The 21,579-nt window shown below is 67.9% G+C and carries 19 protein-coding genes; 5 read left to right on the forward strand and 14 right to left on the reverse strand.

From position 1 onward, the window contains the following. Positions 1–13: 13 nt before the first annotated feature. A complete protein-coding gene (locus tag G0Q01_RS15085) occupies positions 14–688 on the reverse strand; it encodes a DUF2161 domain-containing phosphodiesterase (protein WP_164196626.1) in 675 nt (224 codons plus the stop codon). 85 nt (positions 689–773) lie between these two features. Between G0Q01_RS15085 and G0Q01_RS15090 the strand changes: the two genes are divergently transcribed. Beyond that, positions 774–1,763, forward strand: coding sequence for a TraB/GumN family protein (locus tag G0Q01_RS15090; RefSeq protein WP_164196611.1), 990 nt, complete (start codon positions 774–776; stop codon positions 1,761–1,763). A 17-nt stretch (positions 1,764–1,780) separates the two neighbouring features. Here G0Q01_RS15090 and G0Q01_RS15095 read toward each other — a convergent pair whose 3' ends face one another. The 8 genes from G0Q01_RS15095 to G0Q01_RS15130 all read right to left on the reverse strand — a co-directional run bounded on the left by G0Q01_RS15095 (position 1,781) and on the right by G0Q01_RS15130 (position 10,293). Next, positions 1,781–3,802 carry a M3 family metallopeptidase gene (locus tag G0Q01_RS15095; protein WP_164213600.1) on the reverse strand — a complete coding sequence of 674 codons (2,022 nt, stop codon included), beginning with the start codon at positions 3,800–3,802 and terminating at the stop codon, positions 1,781–1,783. Between the two features lie 162 nt (positions 3,803–3,964). Continuing rightward, complete coding sequence (locus G0Q01_RS15100; protein ID WP_164196609.1) at positions 3,965–4,750, reverse strand: amino acid ABC transporter permease; 786 nt, start codon at positions 4,748–4,750, stop codon at positions 3,965–3,967. 28 nt (positions 4,751–4,778) lie between these two features. Next, positions 4,779–5,573 (reverse strand): transporter substrate-binding domain-containing protein, encoded by a 795-nt coding sequence (locus tag G0Q01_RS15105; RefSeq protein ID WP_164196608.1) that lies wholly within the window; start codon positions 5,571–5,573, stop codon positions 4,779–4,781. An 88-nt stretch (positions 5,574–5,661) separates the two neighbouring features. Continuing rightward, positions 5,662–6,717: a molybdopterin-synthase adenylyltransferase MoeB gene (locus tag G0Q01_RS15110; protein ID WP_164196607.1), complete on the reverse strand. Its 1,056-nt coding sequence runs from the start codon at positions 6,715–6,717 to the stop codon at positions 5,662–5,664. Further along, a complete protein-coding gene (gene dut / locus G0Q01_RS15115; RefSeq protein WP_164196625.1) occupies positions 6,717–7,154 on the reverse strand; it encodes a dUTP diphosphatase in 438 nt (145 codons plus the stop codon). The genes G0Q01_RS15110 and dut overlap by 1 nt, the downstream gene beginning before the upstream one ends. Before the next feature lie 124 nt (positions 7,155–7,278). Further along, positions 7,279–8,475, reverse strand: coding sequence for a bifunctional phosphopantothenoylcysteine decarboxylase/phosphopantothenate--cysteine ligase CoaBC (gene coaBC / locus G0Q01_RS15120; protein WP_164196624.1), 1,197 nt, complete (start codon positions 8,473–8,475; stop codon positions 7,279–7,281). A gap of 109 nt (positions 8,476–8,584) precedes the next feature. Continuing rightward, positions 8,585–9,415: a ChaN family lipoprotein gene (locus tag G0Q01_RS15125; protein ID WP_164213601.1), complete on the reverse strand. Its 831-nt coding sequence runs from the start codon at positions 9,413–9,415 to the stop codon at positions 8,585–8,587. After that, positions 9,412–10,293, reverse strand: coding sequence for an RNA polymerase factor sigma-32 (locus tag G0Q01_RS15130; RefSeq protein WP_108967022.1), 882 nt, complete (start codon positions 10,291–10,293; stop codon positions 9,412–9,414). The genes G0Q01_RS15125 and G0Q01_RS15130 overlap by 4 nt, the downstream gene beginning before the upstream one ends. A gap of 398 nt (positions 10,294–10,691) precedes the next feature. Between G0Q01_RS15130 and G0Q01_RS15135 the strand changes: the two genes are divergently transcribed. Next, a complete protein-coding gene (locus G0Q01_RS15135; protein ID WP_164196605.1) occupies positions 10,692–12,206 on the forward strand; it encodes a YifB family Mg chelatase-like AAA ATPase in 1,515 nt (504 codons plus the stop codon). Here G0Q01_RS15135 and G0Q01_RS15140 read toward each other — a convergent pair. The 4 genes from G0Q01_RS15140 to rsmI form a co-directional block, all read right to left on the reverse strand. Continuing rightward, positions 12,176–13,075, reverse strand: a complete 900-nt coding sequence (locus tag G0Q01_RS15140) for an alpha/beta hydrolase (protein WP_164196604.1) — start codon at positions 13,073–13,075, stop codon at positions 12,176–12,178. The genes G0Q01_RS15135 and G0Q01_RS15140 overlap by 31 nt on opposite strands. Positions 13,076–13,096: 21 nt before the next feature. Next, the gene (gshB, locus tag G0Q01_RS15145) at positions 13,097–14,032 is read right to left on the reverse strand and encodes a glutathione synthase (protein ID WP_164213602.1); all 936 of its coding nucleotides are present in this window, start codon (positions 14,030–14,032) and stop codon (positions 13,097–13,099) included. Between the two features lie 81 nt (positions 14,033–14,113). Then, on the reverse strand, positions 14,114–14,638 hold the full coding sequence (locus G0Q01_RS15150) for a YraN family protein (protein WP_370526755.1): 525 nt from the start codon (positions 14,636–14,638) through the stop codon (positions 14,114–14,116). Between the two features lie 71 nt (positions 14,639–14,709). After that, the gene (gene rsmI, locus G0Q01_RS15155) at positions 14,710–15,573 is read right to left on the reverse strand and encodes a 16S rRNA (cytidine(1402)-2'-O)-methyltransferase (RefSeq protein ID WP_164196601.1); all 864 of its coding nucleotides are present in this window, start codon (positions 15,571–15,573) and stop codon (positions 14,710–14,712) included. A 90-nt stretch (positions 15,574–15,663) separates the two neighbouring features. On the opposite strand from rsmI, the gene G0Q01_RS15160 reads away from it, so the two are divergent. Both G0Q01_RS15160 and G0Q01_RS15165 read left to right on the forward strand, forming a co-directional pair. Continuing rightward, on the forward strand, positions 15,664–16,854 hold the full coding sequence (locus tag G0Q01_RS15160; RefSeq protein WP_164196600.1) for a penicillin-binding protein activator: 1,191 nt from the start codon (positions 15,664–15,666) through the stop codon (positions 16,852–16,854). Then, complete coding sequence (locus G0Q01_RS15165) at positions 16,814–19,612, forward strand: [protein-PII] uridylyltransferase (RefSeq protein WP_370457289.1); 2,799 nt, start codon at positions 16,814–16,816, stop codon at positions 19,610–19,612. The genes G0Q01_RS15160 and G0Q01_RS15165 overlap by 41 nt, the downstream gene beginning before the upstream one ends. Positions 19,613–19,743: 131 nt before the next feature. Here G0Q01_RS15165 and G0Q01_RS15170 read toward each other — a convergent pair whose 3' ends face one another. Next, a complete protein-coding gene (locus G0Q01_RS15170) occupies positions 19,744–19,950 on the reverse strand; it encodes a cold-shock protein (RefSeq protein ID WP_095884218.1) in 207 nt (68 codons plus the stop codon). A 435-nt stretch (positions 19,951–20,385) separates the two neighbouring features. On the opposite strand from G0Q01_RS15170, the gene G0Q01_RS15175 reads away from it, so the two are divergent. After that, positions 20,386–21,579: DEAD/DEAH box helicase (locus G0Q01_RS15175; protein ID WP_164213603.1), on the forward strand; the 1,194-nt coding region annotated here is incomplete at its 3' end.

Raw genomic sequence — 21,579 nt, forward strand, 5'->3', positions numbered from 1 at the left:
GCGCCCGGCACGACTAGGCCGCCTGCTCCTCCCAGCTGCCGGCCCAGTGTACCAACCCCGCGCGCCCTGCATCGGTCAGCGCATAGACCCCCACGCGGACGCGGGCGAACCAGCCGTAGTGGTTGTCCGCCATGAGCCGCGTTGCCACCTTCACCCCGGTGGCCGCCGCCACGTCGCGCCCCCTGCTCTCGCCCGCCTCCGCGAGGAAAGCGGCGCAGCGCAGGGCATCCTGCCGATAGCCGGTGACGATGCCATGCCGGGTCGCGCCGCCATCGTTCGGATCGCCGGTGATCCGCCGGAATTCACGCAGCAGCTTGGCCTGCCCCGGCTTGCTCTTGCGCGGCGCATAGGGGCCGGGATCGCACTGCACCTCGGCCCGCCCGTCCTTGACGGTGATGAATCCGAGTCCCAGGCGCCGGCACATGACCAGGTTGTCCTTCAGCGCCCGCCGCGCCATGCGTCCGGCGGGTTTCGGCACGGCGATGTAGACAAGATCCGAGACCCGCAACCGCGCCAGCGCCTGGTGGAAGAGCGCCAGCGAAATCTTCAACTTCAGCTCGACGATGACCGGCTCTTCCTGACCGCGCACCGCCACGAGGTCGGCCGCGCCCACCTCGCCCTTCACCTCGTAGCACTGCGCCTGAAGAAGCGCCTTGACCGGCGCATAGAGTTCACTTTCCCGCAACATGGCCGCCACCATCGCCCCGCGGCTTGTCGCTGGCAAGCCACTGCCCTAGCCTGAGGCGAATACTCCTCCCAGTCAGGTTGTCTTCATGGTCCGCCCGTTCCTCGTATCGCTTTTCCTGCTCCTGCCCGCCGCGCTGCACGCCGCCTGCGAAGGCAGCGACCTGCGCCCCGCGCTCACCCCGGCGGAACAGGCCGAGCGGAGCCGGATGCTGGCCGGGATCCCCTACCCCGAGGGCAACCGCTGGCGCGCCGAGAAGGATGGCAAGGTCCTCCACATCGTCGGCACCATGCATCTCGGCGACGCGCGGCTGGATGGACCCGTCGCCCGGCTGACACCGCTGGTGGAAAACGCCGGCCTGCTGTTGCTCGAGATGACCCGCGCCGAGGAAAAGCACCTGCAGAAGGCGCTTGCCGAGGACCCGACGATGCTCACCCTCTCGGGGCCCACCCTGCCCGAACTGCTGCCCGAGGCCGCCTGGCAGGCGCTGGCGAGCGCGGCGCGGGACCGGGGCATTCCCGCCGTCATGGCCGCCAAGTTCCAGCCCTGGTACCTATCGATGATGCTCGCCACCCCGCCCTGCGCCATGGCGCAACTCAAGGGCAAGAGCGGGCTCGACATGAAGCTGCAGGATATCGCCGACGACGCGGAGGTGCCGACCCGCGCGCTCGAGCCCTTCGATACGGTCTTCCGCCTGTTCAACGCCGAGCCGATCGAGGACCAACTCGAGATGCTGCGCACCGGGGTGCTCGACACCGATACCGCCGAGGACCAGTTCGCCACGCTCTTCGACGCCTATTTCGAAGAAGCCCATGCCGACACCTGGGTGATCTCGCGGCTGATCGCCCGGCGCGCGCTGCCCGAGGCACCCGCGGAGGTCGACGCGATGATGGAAGAAACCGAGGCGCAGCTCCTCACCGCCCGCAACAAGGCGTGGATCCCGGTGCTGATGCAGGCCTCGGCAGAAACCGAGGCCCCCGTGGTCGCCGCCTTCGGCGCCGCCCATCTGAGTGGCACCGATGGTATCCTGAAACTGCTCGCGGACGAGGGGTACACCCTCACCCGCGAAACGTTTTAAGCGGTCGGGCCGAGCGGTCAGGCCGCCAGCCCGCGCCCCTTCAGCAGCGCCTCGACGCCCGGCATGCGACCCCGGAAGCCGGTGTAGAGCTCCTCGGCCTCGACCGAGCCGCCTTTCGAGAGGATGAATTCCTCGAGCCTTGACGCGGTGGCCGGATCGAAGGCCCCGCCCGCCTCCTCGAAGGCGGCGAAGGCGTCGGCATCCATCACCTCGGACCACATGTAGCTGTAGTACCCCGAGGAATAGCCGTCCCCCGCGAACACATGGGCGAAATGCGGCGTGGCGTGGCGCATGGGGATCGCCGAGGGCATGCCGATCTCGGCCAGCACCTCGGCCTGTTTCGCCATGGGATCGTCGCTGGACAGGCCGCTGTGGAACTCCAGATCGACCAGCGCCGAGGCCACGTATTCCACCGTCTGGAAGCCCATGTCGAAGGTTGCCGCCGCAAGCACCTTGTCCAGCAGATCCTTCGGCATCGCCGCGCCGGTCTCCGCATGGGTGGCGAACTCGGCCAGCACCTCGGGCACCTCGAGCCAATGCTCGTAGAGCTGGCTCGGCAGTTCCACGAAGTCGCGTGCCACCGAAGTGCCCGAGACCGAGCCGAACTCCACATCCGAAAGCATCTGGTGCAGCGCGTGGCCGAACTCGTGGAAGAGCGTGCGCGCGTCGTCGTAGGACAGCAGCGCCGGTTTGCCCTTGGGCGGCTTGGCGAAGTTGCAGACGTTGATCACGATGGGAGCCTTTGCGACGGGGCGCTTGGCCTGCGATTGCATCGCCGAGCACCAGGCGCCGGAGCGCTTGGACGCGCGGGCAAAGTAGTCACCGATGAAGACTGCCACGTGCTTGCCGCCCCGCGTCACCTCCCAGGCACGGCAATCGGGGTGATAGAGCGGTTGATCCAACTCGCGGAACTCAAGGCCGAAAAGCCGGTGGGAGCAGGCGAAGGCCGCCTCGATCATCCGCTCCAGCTGCAGGTAGGGCTTCAGCTCGGCCTCATCGAGATCGTGCAGCGCCTTGCGCCGCTTCTCGGCGTAGTAGCGCCAATCCCACGCGCGGAAATCGTCGTTGATCCCGTCCGCGCGCAGCATCTCCTCCATCTGAGCCTGGTCGGCCATGGCAGCGGCACGGGCCGGCGCCCAGACCTGCATCAGCAGCTCGCGCACCCGTTCTGGCGTGCCGGCCATCTCGGTCTCGAGCTTGTAGCTGGCGAAATCCGGGTAGCCGAGCAGCGCGGCCCGCTCTTCGCGCAGCCCGAGAATTTCCGCCGCGATGCCGCGGTTGTCGGTCTCGCCGCCGTTCTCGCCGCGCGCCGTCCAGGCGCGCCAGGCTTTCTCTCGCAGGTCGCGCCGGGGCGAGAACTGCAGGAAGGGCACGATCAGCGAACGCGAAAGGGTGATCACCGGACCATCGTGGCCTCCGGCCTCTCCCGCCGAGCGGGCGCCGTCGACGACAAAGTCGGGCAGCCCCTCGAGGTCCGCCTCGGCGAGCGGCATGACCCAGTCAGCCTCGTCCTTCAGCAGGTTCTGGGTGAACTGCGTCCCGAGCACCGCCAGCCGCGATTTCACCGCCTTCATGCGCTCGGCCTCTTCGCCGGTCAGCGCGGCACCGGCCCGCACGAAGCCGCGGTGGGTCAGCATCAACACGCGCGCCTCCTCGTCCGAGAGACCAAGCGCATCGCGCCGTTCCCAGAGATCGCGCACCCGGGCAAACAGCGTCTCGTTGGAGTAGATCGCCGAACTGTGCGCCGCGAGCTTGGGCGAAAACTCGCGCTGCAGGGCCTGCCGCGCCTCGTTGCTGTCCGCGCCCGCCACCGAGAAGAACACCGAGAGAACCTTGTCGAGCGCCTCGCCCGCGCCCTCCATCGCCTCGACGGTATTGGCAAAGCTCGGCGCTTCGGGATTGTCTGCAATCGCCTCGATCTCGGCAAGATGCGCCGCCAACGCCTGCGCGAAGGCTGGGGCGAAATCAGCGTCGGAAATGCGGTCGAACGGCGCGAGGCCGAAGGGGGTATCCCAATCGGCGAGAAGCGGGTTGGTCATATGCGGACTCCTTTTGCAGGCAAGGTAGGTCGCCCCCGCGGCGCCCGCAATCCCACCGGCAGCGCTTCTTCGGGCCCCCGCGCAAGCCGCGCCGCGCCCGGCCACCTTCCCAGGCCCAAATGTCTTCCGCGGAGTCCCCAACCCCGGCCATCCGGGCCGCTGTCAGGGCTTGTCGCGAAGCCGCGCTTCGAGCCGCCGCAAGAGCAGCGAGAGGGTGATTGTCATCGTCAGATATATGAGCGCCACGACGTTGTAGGTCTCGAAGTAGCGGAAGTTCCCTGCCGCTGTGACCTTGCCGAGCTGGGTGACATCGAGCACGCCGAGCACCGAGACCAGCGAGCTGTCCTTCACCATGGCGACGAAGTCGTTGCCGAGCGGCGGCAGGATGGTGCGGATCGCCTGCGGCAGGACAACCAGCCGGAACACCTGCGAGCGGCTGAGCCCCAGCGCCTCGGCCGCCTCGATCTGCCCCTCATCGACCGACAGCAGCCCGGCACGGAAGACCTCGGCGATGAAGGCCGAGTAACCGATGGTCAGCGCCAGGATCGCACGCCAGAGCAGCGAAAAGTCCCGCACCCGCAAGGGGTCGATCCCGAGGTACCCGGCCAGCCAGTTCCAGCCAGCTACCATGCCCGGCGCCAGCACGAAGGCGACGTAGAGCAGCAGCACGAGGATCGGGATGCCGCGCAGGATCTCGGTATAGAACCGCGCGATCTGCCGCAGGATCAGGCTGCGCGAGAGCGACATGAGCGCCACACCCATGCCGATCACCGAGGCCAGCACGAAACCCACCAGCGTCACGAAGACGGTGATCTGCACGCCCTTGAGCAGCGTGCGCAGCACCTGCGCCTGCACCTCGTCGGTGAGCACCGCGCCATAGGCCATGAGCCCGAGCACCCCGGTGGCAACGAGCCACCAGGGGAAGTCTTTCTTGCTCTGCGGTTTCATGCGGTCCCGGCAGAAGGTTTCGGAAGGCTCATTCGCCCATCTTGTAGTCGAGGAACCATGTCTTGTTCAGCGCGTCCAGCGTGCCGTCCGCGGACATTGCCGCGATCGCCGCGTTGATCGGCGCCACGAGGTCCGAGCCCTTGGGGAAGATGAAACCGAAGTCTTCCGAGCCCAGCTTCTCGCCGACGATCTTCAGCGCGCCCTCCGAGGAGGCCACGTAGCCCTCACCCGCGGTGCCATCGGTCAGCACGAGGTCGACGTCTCCCGTGCGCAGCGCCTGCACGCTGGCTCCGAAGGTCTCGAAAAGGGTGATGCGCGGGGTCTGCTCGTTGCCATCCAGCACGTCGTAAACGCCCACGTAAAAGGGCGTGGTGCCCGGCTGGGCGCCCATCAGAAGGTCTTCGTCGGCGGCGAAAGAGGCGGCATCGTCGAAACGCTCCTCGTCGCCGCGCACCAGCATGACCATTTCCGAGCGCATGTAGGGTTCGGAAAAATCGACGACCTCGGCGCGGTCCTCGCGGATCGTGATGCCGGTCATGCCCAAGTCGAACTGCCCCTCGCTCACCGCCGGGATCATCGCGTCCCAGGAGATGTTCTCGTAGGAGACGGTCATGTTCAGGCGCTCGGCAATCTCGGCCATGGCGTCATACTCCCAGCCGATCGCCTCGCCGCTCTTGGGATCGACGAACTGCAGCGGCGGGTAGGCGTTCTCGGTGGCGACCACCACCTCACGCCCCTGCAGATCGGGCAGATCCTGCGCCAGAAGCGGGGTGGCGGCGAGCAGCGCGGCGGCAACCGCCGGGGCAGCTAGGGGCTTGAACATCAGGGAACCTCTCCGGAATCTTGTTGTGGCGCCAGTATGGCGAGCAGCGGTGACTTGGCAAGATCGCGACTCGCGGCGCGCCGCTGGGTCAGGCGGCAGCGCCGCAGACCGGACAGTCTTCCTTGCGCTTGAGGGTGATCTTGCGGGTCTCGCCCCAGAGCGCGTCGTAGATCAGCATCTCGCCGAGCAGCGGCTGGCCGGCCCCGGCGATCACCTTCACCGCCTCCACCGCCATCATCGCGCCGACGACGCCGGGCAACGGGCCAAGCACCCCCGCCTGTGCGCAGCTCGGGGCCATGCCCGGCGCGGCGGCCACGGGAAAGAGGCATTGGTAGCAGGGCGTGCCCCGCGCCGGATCGAAGACCGAGACCTGCCCCTCCCACTGGCTCAGCGCGCCCGAGACCAGCGGCTTGCCCTGCGCCACTGCCACGCGGTTGACGAGGTAGCGGGTGTCGGTGTCGTCAGTGCCGTCGAGGATCACGTCATACTCTGCGATGAGCTCTTCGGCGATCTCGGGCGCCATGCGGCGGTGATAGGGTTTGACCGTCACATAGGGGTTCTGCGCCTCCATGGCGGCCTGCGCCGAAAACACCTTGGCCATGCCGATGCGGGCGTCGGTGTGGATCACCTGCCGCTGCAGGTTGGCGTTCTCGACCACGTCGTCGTCGATCACCCCGAGGGTCCCGACCCCCGCCGCCGCGAGATACTGCAGCGCCGGCGCGCCAAGTCCGCCCGCGCCGACCACCAGCACCTTTGCGCCCCGCAGCTTCTTCTGCCCCGGCCCGCCCAGCTCGCGCAGGACAATGTGCCGGGCATAGCGCTCGAGCTCACTGTCGGACATGCGGCCGGGCCCCGAGGGCACCTCGGCGGCCCGCGCCGCCTCACCCGCCTGCGCCCGCGCCTTCACCCGGCGCAGCACCAGCGCATAGACCAGCCCCAGCGCCACGAAGCCGCCGAGGATCAGCCACAGCGCCGGGCTGCCGCCGGTGACCTGCCGCAGCCCGTGCCCTTCAGGCAGCGCCACCTGGATCATCAGCACGATCACGTAGAGCAGCCCCAGCATGTAAAGCCGCGCTGTCTTGGACGCGCCGAGCAAATGCCCGAGCCCCCAGATCGCCGCGCCGAGACCCAGAACCAGCAGCATCAGCGCGTGCCCGTCGAACCAAAGCCCCCCGCGCCGCGCACCGTCTCGGGCAGGCTCTCCACCAGCTCGAAGGCGCTCTGCACGACCGGGGCGACGATCATCTGCGCGATGCGCTCGCCATGGGCGACGGTAAAGCTCTCCTGCCCGGCGTTCATCACGATCACCCCGAGCGGGCCGCGGTAGTCGGAATCGATGGTGCCGGGCGTGTTCGGCAGGGTGATGCCGTGCTTGAGCGCCAGCCCCGAGCGCGGCCGGATCTGCACCTCGTACCCCTCGGGGATCGCCATGCGCAGCCCGGTGGGGATCAGCGCCCGCGCGCCCGGCGCCAACTCGACCGAGCCCCGGTCGGGGAAATTCGCCCGCAGGTCCGCCCCCGCCGCCCCGGCGCTCGCGTAATGCGGCAGCCCCAGCTCCCGGTCCGCCCCTTCGTCCCACATCATCGCCACAGAAACCACGGCTCGTCCTTTCCTTGTCGCAGCGCGGCGGCCCTACGCGGCCCCGCCCCTTTCGTCATTCTACAAAAACTCTTGTCCGGCCCGCGCTTGCGGTGCCGCGCCCGGTTCAGCTGCCAAGTGCCGCGGCGATCCGCTCTGCCAGCTGCGCGGCGACCGCCCGTTTGCCCATGCGAGGCCACTCTTCAGACCCGCCCTCCGAGATCAGCACCACCGCGTTCTCGCTGCCGCCCATGATGCCGGTCGCCGGGGACACATCGTTGGCGACGATCCAGTCGCAGCCCTTGCGCGCCCGCTTGGCGGTCGCATTGGCGAGCACGTCGTCGGTCTCGGCGGCAAAGCCCACGACGAGGCCGGGCCGCCCCTCGGCCATCCGCGAGACCTCGGCGAGGATGTCGGGGTTCTCGGCAAATTCCAGAACCGGCAGCTTGCCGGCCTGTTTCTTGATTTTCGAGCCATTCTCCGCGGCCATCCGCCAGTCGGCGACCGCCGCGGCGAAGACCGCCGCCTCCACAGGCAGGGCAGCAAGCACCGCGGCGCGCATCTCGCGGGCGGTCTCGACCTCGATCACCTCGACCCCGGTGGGGCGCGGCGCCTCGGCGGGGCCGGTGACAAAGACCACCTCCGCCCCGAGATCGCGCAGCGCCTCGGCGATCGCCGTGCCCTGAGCGCCCGAGGAGCGGTTGGCGATGTAGCGCACCGGGTCGATCGGCTCATGCGTCGGGCCCGAGGTGACCAGCACCCGCCGCCCTTTCAAGTGCCCCTCCGCCAGCGCCGCCTCGATCGCCGCGAGGATTTCCATCGGTTCGGCCAGTCGCCCCGGGCCGAACTCGCCGCAGGCCATGTCGCCGTCGTTCGGGCCGACCACGCGCACACCGTCGTCTTGCAAGGTCGCTAGGTTCCGCTGCGTGGCAGGGTGCTGCCACATGCGCACGTTCATCGCGGGGGCGATCAGCACCGGCGTGTCGGTGGCCAGAAGCAGCGTCGAAGCGAGATCCCCCGCAAACCCCTGCGCCATCTTCGCCATGAGGTCCGCCGTCGCCGGGGAGACCACCACCAGATCGGCGACACGGCTGAGCTGGATGTGGCCCATCTCGGCCTCTTTCGTCAGGTCGAAAAGATCGCGGTGGACCTCCTCGCCCGCCAGTGCCGAGACCGAGAGCGGGGTGACGAACTCCTCGGCCGCGCGGGTCATCACCGGCGTCACTGCGGCGCCGCGTTCGCGCAGGCGCCGGATCAGCTCCAGCGACTTGTAGGCCGCGATGCCGCCGCCGATGATCAGAAGTATCCGTTTGCCGGAAAGCATGGTGCCACGCCCTTCGCCCATCGGGGCCGCCTGCCCCGCCTTCGGCCCCAAGTGTTAGAGGCCGCGCCGGGAAAACTCAATCCGCCCCGCCACGTCGTGGCAAGGCGGGTCAGTTGCTCTGGGGCATCTGGAAGTCTTCGCAGGGATCGTCGCGTTCGGCAGGAGCGCTGTGCTCGACCAGATCGAAGCTGCCCTCGGGCGCCCCCTGCCCGGTCTCGCCCTGCCCGAGCGCGGCCACCGAGACCTCGCCCGCCGCCCGTGCGAGCAGCGCCGGGGCACCCCAGTCCCTGCGCGCGTGGCCGTTTCCGGTAATCACCACCACCGGCCCGCCCAGATCGGCATAGGCCTCGAGCGCGGTCTCGGCGAGTCGCGCGTCGCGCAGGCGCTGGATGCCCACCATGGTCGGCAGCATCTCAAGCGGCAGAGCATTGCAATGCGCCGACATCTGCAGCTGCTGGCGCGCGGCGTCCTCTTCGCGATCCAGCGGCTCGTCGAGCCCGTAAAAACCGGCGCTGGGGCCGAAGACCTTGCCCAGATCGCCCTCTCCGAGCGCCCGCGCCTCATCTCGCGGCAGTTCTGCGCCGAAGACCATGGCCTCGGACGCCGCCGCGAAGATCGGGTAGTACATCGAGAAATCCGGCCAACCACTGTCGTTCCAGCCGAGCGTCGCCTCGAGCGCCGCCTCGTCGCTGACCAGCTCGGGCGTCACCAGAGCCGCCTGCTCGGGCGAGAGCATCTCGAAGACCAGGGCCACGGGCTTTATTTGGGCCACCAACTGGGCCTGCCGCGCGTGGTGGGCGGGGTTGTCATGGATCTCGCCAAGAAACACCACATCCGCCCCCATGAGGGCGGATGTGCCATCCTGCGGAGAGACAGGATTTTGCTGCGCGAGAGAGGGCGCAGCCAGAGAGATCAGGGTCAGTGCAAGGGCTCGCATCATGCGAGGAAGTGTTGCACCTCGGTAGACTGCGCTTCAAGCGACTTGCGCATTTTGGCAAAGGCCGCCGCCTCGAGCTGACGCACGCGCTCCTTGGACAGACCCAGCTCCTGACCGAGGCTTTCCAGCGTCCGGGTCTCGTCGCGCAGCTTGCGCTCGCGGACGATGAACCTTTCGCGATCATTGAGCGAGGTCATCGCGTTGACCAGCCATTCGCGCAGCTGGGCATTGTCGAGCTTGCCTTCCACGAGCATCGAGCTCTGCTCGCCCTCGTCCTCCAGCGTGTCAATCCACTCGCGGCCGTCCTCGTCGGCGCTCTGCGTGGCATTGAGCGAGTAGTCCGATCCCGAGAGCCGGCCTTCCATCATCTCTACGTCATGCAGGGGAACACCGATCTCGGTGGCAATCATCTCGCGGAGCGTGTTGCGGTTCAGCACCTCGCCCCGGGACGAGGCTTCGCGCTCGAGCCGGGCCTGCACGCGGCGCATGTTGAAGAACAGCGATTTCTGGGAAGAGGTAGAGCCGGTGCGCACCATCGACCAGTTGCGCATAACGTAATCCTGGATCGAGGCCTTGATCCACCACACCGCGTAGGTCGAAAAGCGCACGCCCCTGTCGGGGTCGAACTTGTCCGCCGCCTTCATCAGGCCAAGACCCGCCTCCTGAACGAGATCGTTCATCGGCGCTCCATAGCGCTTGAACTTGGCGGCCATGGAAATTGCCAGCCGCATGTAAGCCGTGATGAGCCGGTGCAGGGCCTGCTCGTCGCGCTGGTCACGCCAGGCATAGGCCAAACGCAACTCGGTCTCAGCATCGAGCAGTTCCGCCTTCATCGCCCGGCGCGAGAGGGTCTGATCATTGAAAGTTGAATCCAAAGCCATGCAAGGCCCCCGTTGCCTGGGCCGGGCGCGCCGGCCTCGTTACTCTTTGATATAGTAACGACGCGTCACGCAATTTGGTTTCCGAGAAATTTGCGCAAGCGGAGATCCGCGCCCCAACAAAGGCGGTCCGGGCGACCGAATGAACCCTCCTCAACGAGGCTCCACCGCGAAACACGAGCAACACACCCGCGCATTTATGTACCTCAAGTCGCTGTTTTCAATTGCACATCAGAAATTGTCCGCAGCGCTCTTTCGCGACGTCGCCGGCACCTTGATCTTGATTTAGGGGGCCACGAAAAAATTTCTATGTATCGGCAGTATCCCACTCAGCGGTTAACCGTTCATCAAGCTCCTTGCCGCCATCCTGGCGTACACCGTCTGGAAAGGGATCGCGGAGGATGGGGGCCTGCGCCTATACGGTCGCTTTTGACGGAGTCGACGCGCGCCTTGTCGAGGTGCAATGCGCCGTCACTCCCGGCGTACCCGGCTTCGCCGTGGTCGGCCTGCCGGACAAGGCGGTCTCGGAGGCGCGCGAGCGCATCCGGGCAGCGCTGCAGGCGCTGGCCATCGCCCTGCCTTCGAAACGCATCACGGTGAATCTCTCGCCGGCCGACCTGCCCAAGGAGGGGTCGCATTTCGACCTGCCCATCGCGCTCGGCCTTCTGGCCGCGCTCGAGGTGATCCCGGCGGATGCCGTGGCCGAAACCGTCGCGCTCGGCGAATTGACGCTCGAAGGCGCATTGGTCGCCGTCCCCGGAGCCCTGCCCGCCGCACTCACCGCGGCCGCCGAGTCGCGCAGCCTGCTCTGTCCCGCGGACTGCGGCCCCGAGGCCGCCTGGGTCGCGGCCTGCCGTGTCCTCGCCGCCCGCAACCTCACCGAGACGATCCGCCACTTCACCGGCGCCGGACCGCTCGAGCCTGCCCGGCCCGGCCCGGCGGAGCGCGCACCGCAGGGGCCGGATCTCTGCGACGTCACCGGGCAGGAACGCGCAAAGCGCGCGCTGGAAATCGCCGCGGCGGGGCGGCACCACCTGCTCTTCACCGGCCCGCCCGGCACCGGCAAGTCGATGCTCGCCCGCCGCCTGCCCAGCCTCATGCCGCCGCTCGGGGCGTCCGAGGCGCTGGAGACGGCGATGATCCGCTCTCTGGCCGGCGAGCTGGCCGAGGGGCGGCTGTCGATGGCCCGCCCGTTCCAGCAGCCGCATCACACTGCCTCGATGGCGGCGCTCACCGGCGGCGGGCGCAGCGCTCGGCCCGGGCAGATCAGCCTCGCGCACAACGGCATCCTCTTCATGGACGAGCTGCCGGAGTTTCCCCGCAACGTGCTCGACAGCCTGCGCCAACCGCTCGAAAGTGGCGAGATCACTGTCAGCCGCGCCAACGCCCATGTCACCTACCCCTGCCGCTTCCTGCTGGTCGCCGCAGCGAACCCTTGCAAGTGCGGCATGGCCGGGGATCCCGCGCGCGCCTGCTCGCGCGCCCCCACCTGCGCCGAGGACTACCTCGGGCGCATCTCCGGCCCGCTCATGGACCGCTTCGACCTGCGCCTCGAAGTGCCGCCCGTGCCGCTCGAGGAGATGTCGCTGCAGCCCTCGGGCGAGGACAGCGCCTCGGTCGCGCTTCGGGTTGCCGCCGCGCGGGCGCGGCAGGCGGCGCGCTACGCGGGCCACCCGGGCCTGCGCACCAACGCCGATGTCGACGGGCGGCGGCTGGACGAGATCGCCGCGCCGGATGCCGAGAGCCGCGCCTTGCTGCTGCGCGCCGCCGACCGCTTCGGCCTGTCGATGCGCGGCTATCACCGGGTGTTGCGGGTGGCCCGCACCCTCGCCGATCTCGCCGGAGAGGAGGAGGTGCGCCGCCCGCAGGTGGCCGAGGCCCTGAGCTACCGGCTGGTGTCGCCCAGAACCTCCTGAATGAAGCGCGCGGCCCGGCGCAGCGTCGCCCGCGCCTCGGGGATCCAGCCATCGAAGACCGGCCAGGCGTGCGGCGCCAGTGGGTGTGTCTCGACCTCCACCCGGGCCCCCGCCTCCCGCAGGCGCGCCGCCATGCGCAGGCCGTCGTCGCAGAGTATCTCGCTCTCTCCCCAGCACAGGCGGACAGGCGGACAGCCCGGGAAGTCGGCATAGAACGGCGAGAGGCGCGGGTCATCGCGGCACGCGCCGCCTGCCACGATCTCCACAAGCTCCCGGATGCGTCCCACCGGCAAAAAGGGGTCGGCGCGCGCGTTGCGGCGCAGGCTCTCGCCGCGCATGGCAAGGTCGGTCCAGGGCGAGAAGACCACCGCCCCCGCCGGCGCCTCGCCGCGCGCACAGAGCTGCGCCAGCAGAGACAGCGCCAGCCCGCCGCCGGCCGAATCGCCGGCAAGCACCACCTGCCCCGGCGCATAGCCGAGCCCGCAGAGCCGCTCCCAGGCGGCCCCCGCAGCCTCGATGGCGGCCGGAAAGGGCGCCTCCTGCGCCAAGGGGTAGTCCGGCGCGCAAACCTCGACCCCCGACAGGCGCGAGAGCCGCGCCATCACCCCCTGGTGGGTGCGCGGGCTGCCCGAGATATAGCCGCCTCCGTGCAGGTAGAAAATCGCCTGCCGCGGCGTGCAGGGCCCGGCACTGATCCAGTGCAGCCCGCCGGGCCGCCGCAAGTGCAGAAGATGGCGCGGCTGGCGCATGAAGAGCGGCGCGTGCTGGTCGAGATCGCGCGCCGCTTCCTCGGGCCCGGGCGTGCGCGCGAGCCGCGGCTTGGCCAGCAGCCGCAGCCCGGCATTGAGCGCGGTCAGCTGCCAGCTCATCCCGCGCCGCCCGGACCGGGCTCAGGCCCGCTTGGCCTCGATCGCCTTCCAGATTTGCGCCGCAACGTTGACCCCGTCGAAACGCTCCAGCTCTTGGATGCCGGTCGGCGAGGTCACGTTGATCTCGGTCAGCCAGTCGCCGATCACGTCGATGCCGACGAAAATCTGCCCCTTCTCTTTCAGCACAGGACCGATGGTGGCGCAGATCTCGCGGTCGCGCTCGGTCAGCGCAACCTTTTCCGGACGACCGCCGACATGCATGTTCGAGCGCACCTCCCCCGCGGCCGGCACGCGGTTGATCGCGCCCACCGGCTCGCCGTTAACAAGGATCACCCGCTTGTCGCCCTTGCTCACCGCGGGCAGGTACTTCTGCACGATCAGCGGCTCGCGCGAGAAGCCGGTGAAAAGCTCGTGCAGCGAGCTGAGGTTGCGGTCGTTCTGGTCCAGCCGGAACACCCCCGCACCACCGTTGCCGTAGAGCGGCTTGAGGATCACGTCGCCATGCTTGGCCTTGAACGCCTTGATCGTCTCGAGATCGCGCGCGATGGTCGTCGGCGGCGTCAGCTCGGGGAAGTTCAGCACCAGCAGTTTTTCGGGCGAGTTGCGCACCCAGAAGGGGTCGTTGACCACCAGCGTGCCCGGCGCGATCCGGTCAAGAAGATGGGTGGTGGTGATATAATGCATGTCGAAGGGCGGATCCTGCCGCAGCCAGACCACGTCGATCTCGGCCAGGTCCACGACCGTGCGCGGCCCAAGCACAGCCGGCTGTTCCGCCACCCGCTGCACGGACATCCAGTGACCGCGCGCGGTCACCCGCCCCTCCTCATAGGCTAGATCATCGGGCCCGTAGTAGAACAGCTCGTGCCCTCGTGCCTGCGCTTCCTCGGCAAGGCGGAAAGTGCTGTCGGCGTCGATGTTCACGGACCCGATCGGGTCCATCTGAAAGGCGATCTTCATGTCGGTCTCCGCGCTTGGCTTTCGCCATACATGGCGCAGCGGCGCGCGAGGCGCAATGGCAGGGCTGGCCCCGCGCGAAGCCTATGGGCCGAAAGCCATCTCGATCACCCGGATCATCCCGTGGCGATCCATCAGGGCCACGTCGAAGCGCATCTCGCTGAGCGCGCCGAGCGGCTGTGTGCCGACAAATTCCTCCGCGCTCTTCTGAAGCCTGCGGATCTGCCGGCAATGCAGATGCTCCAGGGCCTGGTCGAAACTCCTGCTGGCCTTCACCTCGACGAAGACAAAGCCAGTCCCATCCCGGAAGATCAGGTCGATCTCGCCCGATCTCCCCCGCCAGCGACGGCGCAAAAGCGGGTAACCGCGCCGCTCGTAATCGCGTGCAATTGCCTCCTCGGCGGCGAGACCGGCAAAGTAGCTCATTTCGCCGCGCGACCGCCGCCTGAACCGGTCCTCCACCGCAGGTCGCCGCGGCGGGGGTGCCGCCACGGGGGCCGAGCGGTCAAAGTCAAACGCCATCTGCGACGGATGTACCGACATGCTGTCCCTTTCCAGACGCCGTTCCCAAGCGCCATTCCCAGACGCCGTTGCCAGCCCCCGTTCCACGCTTCGCTGCGCATCACCTGCAGCCCGCGGGAGCAAGCTTGAGCCCCCGGCAACGCGGCGGCCTTTCCCGTTCAGCCGCGCTCTTTCGCGAGCTTGAGCGCGAGCTGGTAAACCGGGCGCCGGGCAATCCCATTGGCCTGCGCCACGTAGTCGGCAGCGTCTCGAACCGACATCTCGCCCAGTGCCGCCAACACGTCCTCTTCTAGCTCAGAGTCGCTAATTTTCTCCGAATGTCCCTTGCCGATCAGCACCACGATCTCGCCCTTCGGCGGCGTCTCGGCGTATATCGAGGCCAGCTCGTCCAACGTGCCTTCGCGCACTTCCTCGAAACGTTTGGTCAATTCCCGGCAGACCGCCGCGCGGCGCTCTCCGCCGAGCGTGGTCGCCGCATCGGCCAGCATTGCGCCCAGCCGCTTGGGCGACTCGTAGAAGGCCAGGGTCGCCGCCTCCTGCCTCAGCGCCGACAGCGCGGTGCGGCGTGCCCCCTTGGCGTTGGGCAGAAAGCCCGCAAAGAGGAAACGGTCGGTCGGCAGCCCGGCCAGGGTCAGCGCGGTGATCACCGCCGAGACGCCGGGCGCCGCGGTCACCGCGTGCCCCTCCTCGCGCGCCGCCCGGGCAAGATCGAAGCCCGGATCCGAGATCATCGGCGTGCCGGCTTCCGAGGCATAGGCGACGGATTTGCCCTCCGCCAGGAGCGCCATCAGCCGCGGCCGCATCTTGGCACCGTTGTGATCGTGGTAGGCGAGGCAAGGACGCTCGCCGAGCGGGATGCCGAGGATTTCCATCAACCGCTTGAGACTGCGCGTGTCTTCCGCCGCCAGCACGTCGGCGCCGCGCAGCACGTCGATCGCCCGCAGCGTGATGTCGCGCGCGTTTCCGATAGGCGTGGATACCAGGTAGAGCCCTGGCACCAAACCGCTTCTTTCGGGATTCATCACTGGACCCGATCCCCCGCTGTACTATGATTGCTCCCAAATGCTCGTGCGGAAGAACCGCTTGGGCGTCAACGAGGGAGCCCGCCACCAATGTTCGCCCTTTTCGCCCGCGCCCGCAAGGCGCTGCGCCCGGTCGCCATGTTTGCCACCGCCGCCCTGCTTGCCGCCTGCGATGTCTCGACCATGACCGATCTCGGCTCCGCCGGCAGCGGCGGTCCGAGCATCGATCCCGGCCAGACCGTCCGCGTGGCGCTGCTGGTGCCGCAGTCCGATCCGTCGGCCGCCGCCGTGGCGCGCGATCTGGAGAATGCCGCGCGGCTCGCGATCGCCGATCTCGGAAACGCGCAGATCGACCTCGCGGTCTATGACACCGCCGGCCAGCCCGCCCAGGCCGCGGCCCAGGCCCAGCGCGCCGTCGACGAGGGCGCACGGATCATCCTCGGTCCGCTGCGCGGCGAGGAAGCGGTCGAGGCCTCCAAGGTCGTGGCCGATGAGGGCGTCAACGTGCTCGCCTTCTCCAACAATGCCTCGATCGCCGGGGGCAATCTCTTCATCCTCGGCCCGACGTTCAACAACACCGCCGACCGCCTGATGGGCTTCGGCACCCGCCGCGGCATCACTTCGGTTGCCGTGCTCTACTCGCAGGACGTGCCGGGCGAATTCGGCCGCACCGCGATCAGCCAAGCCGCCGCGCGCAACGGCGTCTCGGTGGTCGCAGAGCAGCCCTACGAGCTCAGCGTCGAGGGGGTGACCCGCACCGCGCAGTCGATGGGCAACATCGTCGGCAGCAGCGGCGCGCAGTCGGTCTTCATCACCTCCGACGCCACCAATGCCGCCATGCCCCTGCTGCTGCAGCTCATGCCCGAGAACGGCGTGAACCCGGCGGTGACCCAGTACATCGGCCTGACCCGTTGGGACGTGGCGCCGCAGCTCTTCTCCTATCCCGGCGCGCAGGGGGCATGGTTCACCATGCCCGACCAGGCGATGCAGCGGAACTTCAACGCCCGCTACAGGGGGTCTTACGGGGCCGAGCCGCACCCGCTGGCCGGTCTCGCCTTCGACGGGGTTGCCGCCATCGGCGCCCTGGTCGCGCAGGGCCGCAGTGATGCCCTCACGGGCCGCGCACTGACGCAAGCTGCTGGTTTCCAAGGCACCGGCGGTGTATTCAGGCTGAAGTCGGACGGCACCAACGAGCGTGGTCTGGCCGTCGCCACCATTCAGAATAACCAGGTAACGATCCTTGACCCTGCCCCCTCCAGTTTCTCAGGTGCCGGTTTCTGAGACGTCCGAGTTCCTGCCGGACGACCTGATCGCCCCGGCGCTTGAAATCTTCGACATCGCGGGTCTGCGCACCCAGGTTTTCGCCGCTCTCCCCGAGGAGGGCGGCGAAAGCGCTGTCCGCTCCACGGTGGTCAAAATCCTCTCGGAGGCAGCGAGGCAGAGCCGCGAGACCATCGCCCGGGAATTCGCCCGCCAGCCCCACAACGCCTTTCCGGTCACCCACGCCTACACCTGGGTGACCGACGGGCTGGTGCGCATCTGTTTCGACGTCGCCACGCGGCACCTGCACCGCAATCCCACTCCGACCAAGGGAGAGCGGCTTTCGGTGCTCGCGGTGGGAGGCTACGGGCGCGGCGAGATGGCGCCCTTCTCCGATGTCGACCTGCTGTTCCTGACCCCGCACAAGATCACCGCCTGGGCGGAGAGCGTCATCGAGTCGATGCTCTACATGCTCTGGGATCTGAAGCTGAAGGTCGGCCACGCCTCGCGCACGGTTAAGGACTGCCTGCGGCTCGGCGCCGAGGATTTCACCATCCGCACCGCCATGCTCGAGCACCGCTACCTCACCGGCCACAAGCCGCTCGCGGACGAGCTCGAGGACAAGCTCTGGAACGACCTCTTCAAGGGCACCGAGCGGGCCTTCGTCGCGGCCAAGCTCGAGGAACGCTCGGACCGGCACCGCAAGCACGGGCTGCGCTACGTGGTCGAACCCAACGTCAAGGAGGGCAAGGGCGGGCTGCGCGACCTGCAATCGCTCTACTGGATCACGAAGTACGTTCATCACACCGACGACACAGAAGACCTGGTGCGGCTCGGAGTGTTCCGCCCCGAGGAATACCGCACCTTCTACCGCGCCGAGGAATTCCTCTGGGCCACCCGCTGTCACATGCATCTCGCCGCAGGACGCGCGGTCGAGCAGCTGACCTTCGACATGCAGGTCGAGGTGGCCGACCGCATGGGCTACAGCGACCGCGGCGGCCGGCGGGCGGTGGAATGGTTCATGCAGGACTACTTCCGCCACGCCACCTCGACGGGCGATCTCACCCGCATCTTCCTCACCTCGCTCGAGGCCGAGCAGCAGAAGGACGCGCCGCTGCTGCTGCGCATGTTCAAGCGCGGGCCGAACGTGAAAGACGGATACGAGGTGGTGCACAACCGCCTCGCCATCGTCGATCCGATCGCCTTCCTGTCCGACAAGATCAACCTGCTGCGCTTCTTCGAGGAAGGGCTGCGCACCGGCCTGCTGCTGCACCCCGACGCAATGCGGCTGGTGAAGGCCAACCTGCACCTGATCGACGAGGATATGCGCAATGACCGCGAGGCGCAGCGCATCTTCATGGACCTGCTGCTCAAGCACGGCAATCCCGAGCGCTCGCTGCGCCGGATGAACGAGCTTGGCGTGCTCGCCGCCTTCATCCCCGAGTTCGAGCCGATCGTGGCGATGATGCAGTTCAACATGTACCACAGCTACACGGTGGACGAGCACACCATCCAGTGCATCGGCAACCTGTCGCAGATCGAGCATGGCGACCTGACCGAGGACCTGCCCGTCGCCTCGGAAATCCTGCGCGAGGGGGTGAACCGAAAGGTGCTCTACACCGCGCTCCTGCTGCATGACATCGGCAAGGGCCGCGACGAGGACCACGCCGTGCTCGGCGCTCAGATCGCCCGCAAGGTGGCGCCCCGCCTCGGCCTCAGCAAGCAGGAGAGCGCGACGGTCGAATGGCTGGTGCGCTACCACCTGCTGATGTCCGACATGGCGCAGAAGCGCGACATCGCCGATCCGCGCACCGTGCGCGATTTTGCCAAGGCGGTGCAGACCCGCGAGCGGCTCGACCTGCTCACCGTACTCACCGTCTGCGACATCCGCGGCGTCGGCCCGGACGTGTGGAACAACTGGAAGGCGGCGCTGCTGCGTGCGCTCTACCGACAGACCCGCCGCGGCCTCGAGGACGGGATGGAGGCGCTCAACCGCGAGAACCGTGGCAACGAGGCCAAGAAAGCCCTGCGAGAGGCCCTCTCGGACTGGGACGCCAAGGCGCTGCGCACCGAGACCGGGCGGCACTACGAATCCTACTGGCAGGGGCTGCACGTCACCGCCCACGAGGTCTTCGCCAAGCTGCTGCGCGAGATCAAGGATGACGAGATCAAGATCGACATCCACCCCGACGAGGACCGGGATGCCACCCGCGCCTGCTTTGCGCTGCAGGATCACCCGGGAATCTTCGCCCGGCTCGCCGGGGCGCTCTCGCTGGTCGGCGCCAACGTGGTGGACGCGCGCACCTTCACCTCCAAGGACGGTTATGCCACCGCCGCCTTCTGGATCCAGGATGCCGACGGCTCGCCCTACGAAGAGGCCCGCCTGCCCCGCCTGCGCGAGATGATCCGCAAGACGCTGATGGGAGAAGTCCGCCCGCGCGAGGCCATGGAGCAGCGCGGCAAGCTGAAAAAGCGCGAACAGGCCTTCAAGGTGCCCACGTCGATCAGCTTCGACAACGAGGGCTCGGACATCTACACGATCATCGAGGTTGATACGCGCGACCGTCCGGGGCTGCTCTACGACCTGACGCGCACCCTGTCGGAAAGCCATGTCTACATCGTCTCTGCGGTCATCGCGACCTACGGCGAGCAGGTGGTCGACACCTTCTACGTGAAGGACATGTTCGGGCTGAAGTACTTCACCCCTTCCAAGCAGAAGATGCTGGAACGCAAGCTGCGCGAGGCCATCGCGGCAGGGGCGCAGCGGGCGGGGGTGTGAGGCTCGGCCCGGAGCGACGTCGCCGGGCCGACAGACCGCCGGGCGGACAGACCTCTGAAAACGAAAAAAGCGGACCCGAGGGTCCGCTCTTCCGTATCTCTTGGCGGGGCCTTGGCCCCATCCGGATTGGCTTACACCAGTTCCAGGTTGATCGCCGACTCGCGGCCGTCACGGCCTGCTTCGATGTCGAACGACACTTTCTGGTTGTCGGCGAGGCCGGTCAGGCCCGAACGCTCAACAGCCGAGATGTGCACGAAAACGTCTTTCGAGCCACCATCGGGTGCGATGAAGCCGAAACCTTTGGTGGTGTTGAACCACTTGACGGTACCAGTTGCCATGATTGTATTCCTCTATCTGTGTCGCCCACAAAGCGCAGCGACCTGGCGGCTCAAAGTCGAAAGCTGAGCCGTGGAGGAATCAGAATCGAAATTCAGTAGCCCGACCTAAATGCCCCCTCCAACCCGGAATTACAAGCGATGATCCTGTGTCAGGCCATTTCACACGCCCTGCATTGACTTTCCGGCCATTTTCCCCCATTTACCCCGCGTGATCGCCGGTTCCTTACCAGCCCGGGGCCAACCGCCCCGCGCCTGCGATGCCAGATTTCCCGCCGTTGGCACCCTTCCATGGGTCCGGCCTCGCGAAGGAGTTCTTGCGATTACGGCATTCGGGCAATCCGGCCCGCGCGCCAATCGCAGCCCGCTGCACATCTCCTCCCGCGCGAAGGCGCACATCCGGCGACGGCCCTCTTGGCCCTCCCCGAAAGGATTTTCATGACATTCGACACGCTGGGGCTCCGCCCCACCCTTCTGGCTCGCCTTGCCGAGCAGAATCTCACTCAGCCGACCCCCATCCAGACCCAGGCCATCCCCGAGGCCCTCGCCGGTCGCGACGTGATGGGCCTTGCGCAGACCGGCACCGGCAAGACCTTTGCCTTCGGCCTGCCGATCGCCGATGCGCTGCTCGCCAGCCAGACCCGCTGCGCGCCGAAATCGGCGCAGGCGCTGATTCTCGCCCCGACCCGCGAGCTCGCCGCGCAGATCCACGACACGCTCTCGTCGGTGCTCACCGGCGCGCACTTGCGCCTGACGCTGGTGGTCGGCGGCAACTCGATCAACGTGCAGTCGCGCAAGCTCGAAAAGGGCACGCACCTGCTGATCGCCACCCCCGGCCGTCTCATCGACCTGATGGATCGCGGCGCGCTGAAGCTCGACCAGGTGACGCATTTCGTCCTCGACGAGGCCGACCAGATGCTCGACCTCGGCTTCATCCACGCGCTGCGCCGCATCGCCCGTGACCTGCCGGCCAAGCGCCAGACGCTGCTCTTCTCAGCCACCATGCCCAAGCAGATGAACGAGATCGCCAGCGCCTACCTGAACGATCCGGTGCGCATCCAGGTCGCGCCTCCGGGCAAGACCGCCGACAAGATCGAGCAATCGGTGGTCTTCGTCGAAACGCCAAAGCGGATCGAGACCCTGACCGGTCTTCTTGACGATCACCGCGACGAGCTGGCGCTGGTCTTCTGCCGCACCAAGCACGGCGCCGAGAAGCTGTCGCGCAAGCTCGACCAGGCCGGTTTCGCCGTCGGCGCGATCCACGGCAACAAGAGCCAGGGCCAGCGCAACCGCGCGCTCGATGCGTTCCGCAAGGGCGAGATGCGCGTGCTGGTGGCCACCGACGTCGCCGCGCGCGGCATCGACATTCCCGACGTGCGCCACGTCTACAACTTCGACCTGCCGAACGTGGCGGACAACTACGTCCACCGCATCGGCCGCACCGCCCGTGCCGGGCGTGACGGCCGCGCCGTCAGCTTCTGCGGGGTCGAGGAGATGGCCGACCTGCGTGGCATCGAAAAGCTGATCGGCCAGCAGATCGAAACGCTCTACGGCGAACGCCCGGCCGAGCCCGCCCGCGCCCAGCGCGGCGGCGGCGGCGGTCGTGGCCGCCCCGGGGGCGGCAAGCCCGGG

Origin of the sequence: Salipiger sp. PrR007, from assembly GCF_010499845.1 — a bacterium.
GTDB lineage: Bacteria > Pseudomonadota > Alphaproteobacteria > Rhodobacterales > Rhodobacteraceae > Salipiger > Salipiger pacificus_A.

Excerpts from the sequence above, each read along its gene's own strand:
- G0Q01_RS15170 (WP_095884218.1), bottom strand. The coding sequence starts at position 19,950 with ATGGCAACTGGTACCGTCAAGTGGTTCAACACCACCAAAGGTTTCGGC.
- G0Q01_RS15130 (WP_108967022.1), bottom strand. The coding sequence starts at position 10,293 with ATGGCTTTGGATTCAACTTTCAATGATCAGACCCTCTCGCGCCGGGCG.
- dut (WP_164196625.1), bottom strand. The coding sequence starts at position 7,154 with ATGTGGGACGAAGGGGCGGACCGGGAGCTGGGGCTGCCGCATTACGCG.
- G0Q01_RS15105 (WP_164196608.1), bottom strand. The coding sequence starts at position 5,573 with ATGTTCAAGCCCCTAGCTGCCCCGGCGGTTGCCGCCGCGCTGCTCGCC.
- G0Q01_RS15085 (WP_164196626.1), bottom strand. The coding sequence starts at position 688 with ATGTTGCGGGAAAGTGAACTCTATGCGCCGGTCAAGGCGCTTCTTCAG.
- G0Q01_RS15160 (WP_164196600.1), top strand. The coding sequence starts at position 15,664 with ATGTTCGCCCTTTTCGCCCGCGCCCGCAAGGCGCTGCGCCCGGTCGCC.
- coaBC (WP_164196624.1), bottom strand. The coding sequence starts at position 8,475 with ATGCTTTCCGGCAAACGGATACTTCTGATCATCGGCGGCGGCATCGCG.
- G0Q01_RS15135 (WP_164196605.1), top strand. The coding sequence starts at position 10,692 with ATGGGGGCCTGCGCCTATACGGTCGCTTTTGACGGAGTCGACGCGCGC.
- rsmI (WP_164196601.1), bottom strand. The coding sequence starts at position 15,573 with ATGAATCCCGAAAGAAGCGGTTTGGTGCCAGGGCTCTACCTGGTATCC.
- G0Q01_RS15140 (WP_164196604.1), bottom strand. The coding sequence starts at position 13,075 with ATGAGCTGGCAGCTGACCGCGCTCAATGCCGGGCTGCGGCTGCTGGCC.
- G0Q01_RS15095 (WP_164213600.1), bottom strand. The coding sequence starts at position 3,802 with ATGACCAACCCGCTTCTCGCCGATTGGGATACCCCCTTCGGCCTCGCG.
- G0Q01_RS15110 (WP_164196607.1), bottom strand. The coding sequence starts at position 6,717 with ATGCTGCTGGTTCTGGGTCTCGGCGCGGCGATCTGGGGGCTCGGGCAT.
- gshB (WP_164213602.1), bottom strand. The coding sequence starts at position 14,032 with ATGAAGATCGCCTTTCAGATGGACCCGATCGGGTCCGTGAACATCGAC.
- G0Q01_RS15125 (WP_164213601.1), bottom strand. The coding sequence starts at position 9,415 with ATGATGCGAGCCCTTGCACTGACCCTGATCTCTCTGGCTGCGCCCTCT.
- G0Q01_RS15090 (WP_164196611.1), top strand. The coding sequence starts at position 774 with ATGGTCCGCCCGTTCCTCGTATCGCTTTTCCTGCTCCTGCCCGCCGCG.
- G0Q01_RS15100 (WP_164196609.1), bottom strand. The coding sequence starts at position 4,750 with ATGAAACCGCAGAGCAAGAAAGACTTCCCCTGGTGGCTCGTTGCCACC.